General features: G+C 45.6%; 8 protein-coding genes, 1 tRNA gene and 1 rRNA gene. 4 read left to right on the top strand and 6 right to left on the bottom strand.

The annotated features are described in order from the left end of the window. Nucleotides 1–3 precede the first annotated feature (3 nt). From rrf to MU515_RS16975, 3 genes are all read left to right on the top strand, one after another. Nucleotides 4–119, top strand: a 5S ribosomal RNA gene (rrf, locus tag MU515_RS16985). Between the two features lie 68 nt (nucleotides 120–187). Continuing rightward, nucleotides 188–264 (top strand) — tRNA-Asp (locus tag MU515_RS16980). 457 nt (nucleotides 265–721) lie between these two features. Then, nucleotides 722–1,417 (top strand): DedA family protein, encoded by a 696-nt coding sequence (locus tag MU515_RS16975; RefSeq protein ID WP_260261575.1) that lies wholly within the window; start codon nucleotides 722–724, stop codon nucleotides 1,415–1,417. Nucleotides 1,418–1,483: 66 nt separating this feature from the next. On the opposite strand, the gene MU515_RS16970 is transcribed toward MU515_RS16975, so the two are convergent. After that, nucleotides 1,484–2,767, bottom strand: coding sequence for a cation:proton antiporter (locus tag MU515_RS16970; RefSeq protein WP_260261574.1), 1,284 nt, complete (start codon nucleotides 2,765–2,767; stop codon nucleotides 1,484–1,486). Nucleotides 2,768–2,940: 173 nt separating this feature from the next. Between MU515_RS16970 and metH the strand changes: the two genes are divergently transcribed. Beyond that, a complete protein-coding gene (metH, locus tag MU515_RS16965; RefSeq protein WP_260261573.1) occupies nucleotides 2,941–6,618 on the top strand; it encodes a methionine synthase in 3,678 nt (1,225 codons plus the stop codon). 70 nt (nucleotides 6,619–6,688) lie between these two features. On the opposite strand, the gene mgtE is transcribed toward metH, so the two are convergent. From mgtE to hpf, 5 genes are all read right to left on the bottom strand, one after another. After that, on the bottom strand, nucleotides 6,689–8,044 hold the full coding sequence (gene mgtE, locus MU515_RS16960; RefSeq protein WP_260261572.1) for a magnesium transporter: 1,356 nt from the start codon (nucleotides 8,042–8,044) through the stop codon (nucleotides 6,689–6,691). Nucleotides 8,045–8,158: 114 nt separating this feature from the next. Further along, nucleotides 8,159–8,437 (bottom strand): HPr family phosphocarrier protein, encoded by a 279-nt coding sequence (locus MU515_RS16955; RefSeq protein WP_260261571.1) that lies wholly within the window; start codon nucleotides 8,435–8,437, stop codon nucleotides 8,159–8,161. 3 nt (nucleotides 8,438–8,440) lie between these two features. Next, complete coding sequence (gene rapZ / locus MU515_RS16950; RefSeq protein ID WP_260261570.1) at nucleotides 8,441–9,304, bottom strand: RNase adapter RapZ; 864 nt, start codon at nucleotides 9,302–9,304, stop codon at nucleotides 8,441–8,443. A gap of 7 nt (nucleotides 9,305–9,311) precedes the next feature. Further along, the gene (gene ptsN, locus MU515_RS16945; RefSeq protein WP_260261569.1) at nucleotides 9,312–9,758 is read right to left on the bottom strand and encodes a PTS IIA-like nitrogen regulatory protein PtsN; all 447 of its coding nucleotides are present in this window, start codon (nucleotides 9,756–9,758) and stop codon (nucleotides 9,312–9,314) included. A gap of 2 nt (nucleotides 9,759–9,760) precedes the next feature. Continuing rightward, nucleotides 9,761–10,048 carry a ribosome hibernation promoting factor gene (gene hpf, locus MU515_RS16940; RefSeq protein ID WP_260261568.1) on the bottom strand — a complete coding sequence of 96 codons (288 nt, stop codon included), beginning with the start codon at nucleotides 10,046–10,048 and terminating at the stop codon, nucleotides 9,761–9,763. Nucleotides 10,049–10,065: the final 17 nt, after the last annotated feature.

Below are 10,065 nucleotides of genomic sequence, written 5' to 3'. Positions count from 1 at the left end.
TTGCTTGGCGACCATAGCGTTGTGGACCCACCTGATTCCATGCCGAACTCAGAAGTGAAACGCAATAGCGCCGATGGTAGTGTGGGGTTTCCCCATGTGAGAGTAGGACATCGCCAGGCTTACATTTAGTTTTTAGATTTTAGAAAAATCTAAAGGCAAAAACTTAGACTTCAAGTCTAACCAGTGCGGAGCGGTAGTTCAGTTGGTTAGAATACCGGCCTGTCACGCCGGGGGTCGCGGGTTCGAGTCCCGTCCGCTCCGCCACTTATTTAGAAACCCAGTCCTCGGACTGGGTTTTGTCGTTTTAAACGTATCAAATATCCCTTTCAGAGAACGAGCCTCGGTTGCCCGCAACCCCGGACTAGGCGTCCCCACCATCATCCACTTATTTTAAGACAAAGCCCTAGACTACGCGTCCCGGCAGAAATGCTAGGGCTTTTTCATTTGCAATGAGCAAATGAGTCCCGGTTGTGTGCAACCCCAGACTAGGCGTCCCCACCGTCAGTCACTTATTTCAAGATAAAGCCCTAAACTACGCGTCCCGGCAGAAATACTCGGCTTTTTCGTATCTATAAGATCCTAATTTTTCTTCTTATTTTCTTTCTCTTATTCTTTAATCCTAACGATAGATCTTGCTAGTTGAACCAAACTGATACTAGGGATAAAACCCTATCAGTATAAAAGTATTCCTAGTCTTTTTATGACTGGTTTGGGGTTAGCAATGTTAGAGTCTATCTACTCTGTTCTTATCGCGCTTTGGCAACAAGACTTTACTGCCTTGATGTCTCCAGGAAGCGCTGTTCTTGTTTATTGCGTTGTCGGTGGTTTGATTTTCTTAGAGAGTGGCTTTATTCCTGCGGCTCCTTTTCCATGTGATAGTGTGGTTGTTTTGTCTGGTACGCTTGCTGCAGTTGGTGTACTTGATCCATTTCTCTTGTTGGCAATCATCATAAGTAGTGCGGCGTTAGGTAGTTGGGCGGCTTATGGGCAAGGACATTGGCTTAATCGACTACCGATAGTGCAGCGCTGGGTAAGTGCTGTACCAAGTAATAGAATGCAGCAGGTTGACGTTTTACTTGGTAAGCATGGCCTTGTTGCGTTGTTTTGCGCGCGTTTTGTGCCTGTGGTTCGTTCTTTGTTACCACTAATGATGGGTATGAGGGCGAATAAGGTCGCGAAGTTTCATTACTTCTCGTGGCTGAGTGCAATCTTATGGACTCTGCTATTGTGCTCGTTAGGTATGTTGCTTCCTCAATTGCCTGAACACTTGAGCCGTATCGTTACTATGGTGCTTATGGCTGCGCCTGTGATTACTTTGGTTACTGCTATCATCGGTATTGTGTCAGTGAAGCTACGTAAGACATATAAGCAGCAAAGTAAGCTAAAAGCAGTCGCTAGTGAGCAGAGGGTAAAATAGATTTTCTCAATCAACAGTTATAAAAAAGGCAGCCGGTTGGCTGCCTTGTTGTATCACTATTCCTAATTATAGCTGAAGTGGCTTCTCTGCTTGCTTGGCTTTCTCAATCATAGGTGTGATAGTCGAGCCTTGGATCAAGATAGAGAACACAACTACTGAATAAGTCATCACCAAGATGATTTCTTTCACATCGATAAGCTTATCGGGAATAACCCAGATTCCGGCAGGGATTGAAAGTGCCATCGCTAGTGCTAAACCGCCTCTTAGCCCACCCCATGTCAGGATTCTAATCGACCATGGGTTGTAGCTGCGATAGCGCTTAAAGCCAACATAAGATAGGGCGACACTAAGGTAACGTGCAGCGAGTACTAGAGGTATAGCAAATGCCATTAAGATGAAGTCTTCTTGATGGAATTTGAATAATAGCATCGACATACCAATTAGCAGGAATAGCACACCATTTAAGAACTCATCGATCAGTTCCCAGAAGTGGTCTAAGTGATCTTCACTCTCTTTGGAAAAGCCGATAAAGCGTGTCCAGTTGCCAATCATAATGCCTGAAACAACCATAGCTAATGGGCCTGATACATGGATGACTTCAGCAAACGCATAACCCGCCGTCGGAATACCTATAGTCAGCAATAACTCCATCGAGTGATCATCAGTCGCGCTGATTAGGTAATGGAAGAGAAGGCCAAGAGCAAAGCCGTAGGCGATACCACCGATAGCTTCTTGAGCAAATAGCATGGTGACGCTGCCGACGGTTGGCGTTTCAGTGCCAAACGCGATGGTGTATAGAGTGACGAAGATAACTAATCCAAAACCATCGTTAAAGAGTGACTCGCCCTCAATTTGAGTCGAGATACGGCGCGGCGCATCGAGTTTTTTCACTATTGCCAGAACCGCAATCGGATCGGTTGGGGAAATCAGGGCGCCAAATAGTAAACAGTAAACTAAGTCGAACTGAATGCCGATAAGTTGGCAGAATCCGTAAAGTACGAATCCAATAAAGAAGGTGGAGAAGAGGGTTGCCCCTAATGCTAGAACGGTAATTTCCCATTTCTGATCTTTGAGGTTCGGCAGCTTGATGCCAAGCCCTCCTGCAAACAGCAAGAAACCAAGAATCCCCTTGAGTAGGAAATCTTCGAAGTTAATACTCGCGACTGTTTCAGTCGCAATCTCAGTTAACTGGAACCAATCGTTCTGACCTGCAATCAGGATCAGTAGTGAAAGCATCATTGAGCCAGCAGTGATGGCTATCGTGGTCTGCATTTTACCTATTTTGCTGTTTACAAAGGCAATTAGCATAGCTGCTGCAGAAAGGAAGCAAAGCGTGTAATAGACCGACATGAGATAACTCTTATGTAACAAATTATGAATAAGAATTTTGTGCCTAGAGTGGATAAATAGCAAACTTTATTTTGTTGGTATCGTGTCAGGGATTTAGTTGTTTTAGACGTCTAGACACCTTTTTAATCTGTGATAGGATGGAGAGATAATTAAAGGAATAATGAGGCTGTATTGTGGGAAGCAAGTTAAGACAACAGATAGAAGCTCAGCTAGCGCAACGGATTATGCTGATCGATGGTGGTATGGGCACCATGATTCAGGACTACAAGCTAGAAGAGAATGACTATCGCGGTGAGCGATTCGCTGATTGGCACTGTGATTTAAAAGGTAACAACGATCTGTTGGTATTGACCCAGCCAAAGATGATCAAAGATATCCACTTAGCCTATTTGGAAGCGGGCGCGGATATTTTAGAAACTAACACTTTTAACGCGACGACTATCGCGATGGCTGACTATGACATGGAAAGCCTCAGCGAAGAGATCAACTTTGAAGCGGCTAAATTGGCTCGTCAAGCGGCTGATGAGTGGACAGCTAAAACGCCAGATAGACCACGTTATGTCGCAGGCGTATTGGGCCCAACCAACCGCACGTGTTCTATCTCTCCAGATGTAAACGATCCTGGCTATCGAAATGTTAGCTTTGATGAACTTGTTGAAGCCTATTCTGAATCGACTCGAGCCCTAATTAAGGGCGGTTCTGATCTTATCCTTATCGAAACCATCTTCGATACGTTGAATGCTAAGGCGTGTGCATTTGCCGTCGAGACTGTATTTGAAGAGCTTGATAACTATTTACCTGTGATGATCTCCGGCACCATCACCGATGCGTCAGGGCGAACGCTTTCTGGTCAAACGACGGAGGCTTTCTATAACTCGTTGCGTCACGTCAATCCTATCTCATTTGGTTTGAACTGTGCGTTGGGGCCTGATGAATTACGCCCTTACGTAGAAGAACTGTCGCGAATTTCTGAAAGCTATGTTTCTACTCACCCTAACGCCGGTTTACCTAACGCATTTGGTGAATATGACCTCTCGCCTGAAGATATGGCTGAACATGTTAAAGAGTGGGCGCAAAGTGGTTTCCTAAACCTCATTGGTGGTTGTTGTGGTACTACGCCAGAGCATATTCGTCATATGGCAATGGCCGTTGAAGGTATTAAGCCTCGCGCGCTGCCTGAGTTAACCGTCGCCTGTCGCCTGTCTGGCCTTGAGCCATTGACCATCGAAAAAGAGACACTATTCCTAAACGTTGGTGAGCGAACTAACGTCACAGGTTCGGCTCGCTTTAAGCGTCTAATCAAAGAAGAGCTGTATGAAGAAGCATTAGACGTTGCTCGTCAGCAAGTTGAAAACGGTGCGCAGATCATCGATATCAATATGGATGAGGGTATGATCGATGCGGAAGCGTGTATGGTACGTTTCCTAAATCTGTGTGCCTCAGAGCCTGAAATTTCAAAAGTGCCGATCATGGTCGACTCTTCCAAGTGGGAAGTGATCGAAGCCGGTCTGAAGTGTATTCAGGGTAAAGGTATCGTGAACTCAATTTCTCTCAAGGAAGGCAAAGAGAAGTTTTTACAGCAAGCTAAACTGATTCGTCGCTACGGCGCTGCGGTTATTGTGATGGCTTTTGATGAAGTTGGCCAAGCAGAAACGCGAGAGCGTAAGCTAGAAATTTGTACCAATGCCTACAACATTCTAGTGGATGAAATAGGCTTCCCGCCAGAAGACATTATTTTTGACCCGAACATCTTTGCCGTCGCGACAGGTATTGAAGAGCACAATAACTACGCGGTGGACTTTATCGAAGCGGTTGCGGATATTAAACGCGACCTACCGTATGCGATGATCTCAGGCGGCGTATCTAACGTTTCTTTCTCTTTCCGCGGTAATAACTACGTTCGTGAAGCGATTCATGCGGTATTCCTTTACCACTGTTTCAAGAACGGTATGGATATGGGTATCGTTAATGCTGGTCAGTTAGAGATTTACGATAACGTTCCTGAAAAACTGCGAGAAGCAGTAGAGGATGTGGTGCTTAACCGCCGTGATGATTCTACCGAACGCCTGTTGGATATTGCCTCTGAATATGCAGGTAAAGGCGTGGGTAAAGAAGAAGATGCTTCTGCGCAAGAGTGGCGTACATGGTCAGTCGAGAAGCGTTTAGAGCACGCACTAGTTAAAGGTATTACTGAGTTTATTGTCGAAGATACAGAAGAAGCGCGAGTGAATGCTTCTAAGCCACTAGAAGTGATTGAAGGCCCTCTAATGGATGGCATGAACGTAGTAGGTGATTTATTTGGTGAAGGTAAGATGTTCTTACCTCAGGTGGTGAAATCAGCTCGTGTAATGAAGCAAGCGGTGGCTCACCTTGAGCCATATATCAATGCATCAAAACAAGCAGGCTGTTCAAACGGTAAAATCTTACTCGCTACCGTAAAAGGTGATGTGCATGATATCGGCAAGAACATTGTGGGTGTTGTACTGCAATGTAATAACTACGAGATTATCGATTTAGGGGTGATGGTCCCGTGTGAAAAGATCCTCAAAGTCGCCAAAGAAGAGAACGTCGATATTATCGGTCTATCTGGGTTGATTACTCCTTCTCTAGATGAAATGGTTCACGTAGCAAAAGAGATGGAGCGTCTTGATTTCGAACTGCCACTTCTTATTGGCGGCGCGACAACCTCTAAAGCGCATACTGCGGTTAAGATTGAACAGAACTACAAAAACCCAGTGGTGTATGTGAACAATGCTTCACGTGCCGTTGGTGTATGTACCTCATTGCTTTCTGACGAATTACGTCCTGGTTTTGTTGAAAAGCTCGATGCGGATTACGTTCGAGTGCGTGACCAACATAACCGTAAAAAACCGCGTACTAAGCCTGTTACTTTAGAACAAGCACGTGCGAACAAGGTTGCAATTGATTGGCAAAACTACACACCACCAGTGCCGGCAAAGCCGGGCGTCCATGTATTTGATGATTTTGATGTTGCAACGCTACGTAATTATATCGATTGGACGCCGTTCTTCATGACTTGGTCATTAGTTGGCAAATACCCAGCTATTTTGCAGCATGAGGAAGTAGGTGAAGAGGCTAAGCGTCTATTCAAAGATGCGAATGATTTATTAGATCGTGTTGAGAAAGAAGGTCTTTTGAAAGCGCGCGGTATGTGTGCTTTATTCCCTGCTGCTTCTGTAGGCGATGATATTGAGGTTTATACCGACGAGTCTCGCACCCAAGTTGCTAAGGTGCTGCATAACTTGCGTCAGCAGACAGAGAAGCCAAAAGGCTTTAACTACTGTTTATCTGATTACATTGCTCCCAAAGAGTCAGGTAAGAAGGATTGGATCGGTGCATTTGCCGTAACCGGCGGTATTGGCGAGCGCGAGCTGGCTGATGAATATAAAGCCAACGGTGATGACTACAATGCGATTATGATTCAAGCTGTTGCTGACCGTCTTGCTGAAGCCTTTGCTGAATACTTGCATGAGCAAGTGCGTAAAGAAATTTGGGGTTACTCCGCAGATGAGAACTTATCGAACGATGATTTGATTCGTGAGAAGTATCAAGGTATTCGACCTGCTCCGGGTTACCCTGCATGTCCTGAACATACAGAGAAAGGCCCACTGTGGGAGCTTCTTAAAGTAGAAGAAACCATTGAGATGTCGCTGACTACCAGTTATGCCATGTGGCCGGGTGCCTCGGTTTCTGGTTGGTACTTCTCTCACCCAGACTCGCGCTACTTCGCGATCGCACAGATCCAAAAAGATCAGGCAGAGAGCTATGCCGATAGAAAAGGTTGGGACATGCTTGAAGCTGAAAAATGGCTCGGGCCAAATATGAACTAATCGATAGGTCTATAAGTACTAAAAAGCGCTGTGATTACAGCGCTTTTTGTTTGCTGGTGGTCTGAAAAGATTAAATCAGAATAGTCGCTAAGCCTAGGAATACCGATAGACCAATAACATCGGTTACCGTGGTTAAGGCCATACCGCCAGCTAAGGCTGGGTCGATATTCATCTTTTTCAGTAAGATGGGAATTGTTACCCCCGCAATACCCGCGACCAGTAAGTTGGTCAGCATGGCTGCGGAAATAATACCGCCAAGCATCCAATTGCCTTTCCAAGCCACTACGATACCGCCAATAATCAGCGCCCACATAATGCCATTCAAAAAGCCGATCGCAGCTTCTTTCATTAGTAGTTCGCGTTTGTTTGAGTCACCAATGTGACCAAGTGCTAAGCCACGAATAACCAGTGCAACGGTTTGGTTGCCGGCAACGCCACCCATTGAAGGTACAATCGTCATCAGTACCGCAATGGCCGCCATTTGGTCTAATGTGGCTTCAAACATGTTGGAAACTGATGCAGCAGCAAGAGCCGCCAATACATTAGCACCGAGCCAAACACTACGTTTACGAGCCGATTTGACCACAGGTGCGAAGGTATCTTCGTCATCATCCATACCCGCCATACTCATCATTGAGTGTTCTGCATCTTCACGAATGACGTCTACCACGTCATCGATGGTGATACGGCCAACAAGGTGTTGGTTTTCATCAATGACCGGCGCAGATACCCAATTACGACGTTCAAACAGACTGGCAACATCAGAGTCGCTCATGGCAACTTCAATTGCTTCGTCGGCATCTTCCATTACATCGGCAACTTTGACATCTGGCTGAGTGGTTAAAATGGTGGTTAAAGAGATCTCACCAATCAGTCGGTCTTCATCGTCGATGACGTATAGCGCATCGGTATTTTCTGGTAACTCCCCCTTTATTCGCAGGTAACGCAATACCACGTCCACATCGACATCACCACGAATGGTGATAACGTCGGTGTTCATGATACTACCAGCGGTATCTTCAGGATAAGAGAGGGCGGTTTCTACGCGCAGACGATCTGCGCTGTCCATCTGTGAAAGAACTTCACGAGAGACATCGTCAGGTAAGCTACGTAGTACGTAAGCAACGTCATCGGTGTCCATACCTTCGGTTGCTTCGGCGAGTTTCTCTGGCGCCATTTTGGCGACGAGATCGTCTTTTACATCCTCGTTTAGCTCATCGAGGATTTCACCATAATCTTCAGGATCGGTAAGTTGCCACAGGACTTCACGGCTTTTACGCGGGGAGGCTTCTAGCAGGTGGGCGATATCTTCCGGTTCCATGTCTTGTAGCTGACGACGGACATGGACGAAACGGCCATTTTCTAGAGCTTCAGTGACTTCTTGGAGGGCTTGGTGAGCTTGGTCGAATTCTATTTGCTCTGCCATTCATTCCCCCTAACTCTATCTGCTTACAATGCGTTGAATAGTAACTTAATTTTAGATCGAGTTTAATAAGTTAATGTGAAGGGAGGAAAAATAAATTTTTAGAGTGGGTGATGGTCACTCTTCTTCGTCAAATTTATGCTCAATTAATTGGCACACCGCATCCAACGCTTGAGGGGCATTATTGCCTTCAGCTTGAATGGTGACGTATTCACCCTGGGCTGATTCCAGCATCAATAAACCCATTACACTATCAGCAGTTGCGGTTTTTCCTTCGTGGTTTTCAATCGTTAGAATAGCATCAAAAGATTGGGCGAGTTCAACCAGTTTAACGGCAGCACGAGCATGTAGCCCCAAACGGTTTTGAATCAGGACGGTTTTGCTCTGTTGCTGCATTGATTAATCCTTTAGGTTTTTCTCAAGCGAGGTATGTCTGATTTGAACTTGATGACCAAGCTCTGCAAAGTATTCGCCTAACTGTTGGGTTAAGTACACGGAGCGGTGCTTACCACCAGTACAACCAATCGCGACAGTCAGGTAGCTGCGGTTATTCTTCTCTAATGATGGTAGCCAACACTCGATAAACTTGAGCACTTGTTGCTTCAGTTCCATCACCTCTGGGTGGCTTTCTAAGAAGGATTTAATTGGCGCATCTAAGCCGGTCAATGGGCGCAAGTCTGGCTCCCAGTGCGGGTTAGGTAGAAAGCGCACGTCAAACACGTAATCTGCATCGCTTGGTAGACCGTATTTAAAGCCAAATGATTGGAATACCATCACAAGGTCTTTACGCTCGCGGCCTTCTACGCGGCGGCGCACCGTTTCACTGAGTTCGTGCAGTGACTGATTGCTGCTGTCGATGATTAAATCAGCATGCTCTTTTAGCGGAGATAGAATGGTCTTTTCTTTCTCAATGGCTTGCTCCAAAGAGGTGCTTTCTTCAGTGCGAGATAGTGGGTGGATGCGTCGAGTTTCGCTGTAGCGTTTTAGTAAGGTGTCTTTATTCGCATCAAGGAATAGCACGCTTACGTCAGTATCTTGCTTGAGTTTATGCAAGACATCTTCAACTAGCGTTGGCTCTTCTGGCAGGTTACGAATATCGATACTTACCGCTACATTTTGCTTACTGCCTTGTACTGACTGAACGAACACGTCCAGTAAGTTAACTGGCAGATTATCAACGCAGTAGTAGCCTAGATCTTCAAGCACACGCAGTGCGACACTTTTACCAGCGCCAGATTGGCCACTTACCACTATTAATCGCATGAGGTGATTACCTGTTGATCATGATGTCGTAAAGCTCTTGGTCTGACTCAGCTTTACGAAGTTGTTTGAGGATCTGTTTGTCGTTAAGACGTTCAGCCATACTTGAAAGGGTTTTGAGATGCTCTTTGCATTGCGCATCTGGCACAAGCAGTGCGAACAGCAGATCGACCGGTCGATTGTCGATCGCGTCAAATTCAATAGGGCTTTCACATTGAAGTAGAACCGCTACTGCTTGATCGCTTGAGTGCATACGAGCATGGGGAATGGCTATTCCATTTCCAATGCCAGTACTGCCCATTTTTTCGCGGCTAAGCATACATTCAAACAGTTCGGTGGAGTTTTGCCCGGTTTGTTCTGCGACAATTTCGCTGATCATTTCTAGGGCACGTTTCTTACTTGTGCATTGGACTGCACTTTTGGTGCAGTCCAATGATAGGATTTCGCTAAGTTGCATGGTTAATGACTGTGTAGTTTTTCTTTGTGCTTGTTTAACTGTCTAACAAGTTTGTCGGTTAGAGAGTCAATAGCGGCGTACATGCTTTCTTCATCTGCAGATGCATGAATTTCGCCTTGGTTGACGTGAAGGGTAGCTTCAGCGATTTGACGGAGTTTTTCAACTTTTAATACCACATGGACACTGTTGATATGGTCAAAGAAACGCTCAAGTTTTTGAAACTTTTCGTTTACGTAGTCTTGCATTGAATCGGTAAGATCAACGTGATGGCCATTAATATTGATTTGCATAGACTTTCCTTCTCGGT

This window comes from Vibrio intestinalis, assembly GCF_025195085.2.
Lineage (GTDB): Bacteria > Pseudomonadota > Gammaproteobacteria > Enterobacterales > Vibrionaceae > Vibrio > Vibrio intestinalis.
This window is presented reverse-complemented; position numbering and strand designations above follow the sequence as displayed.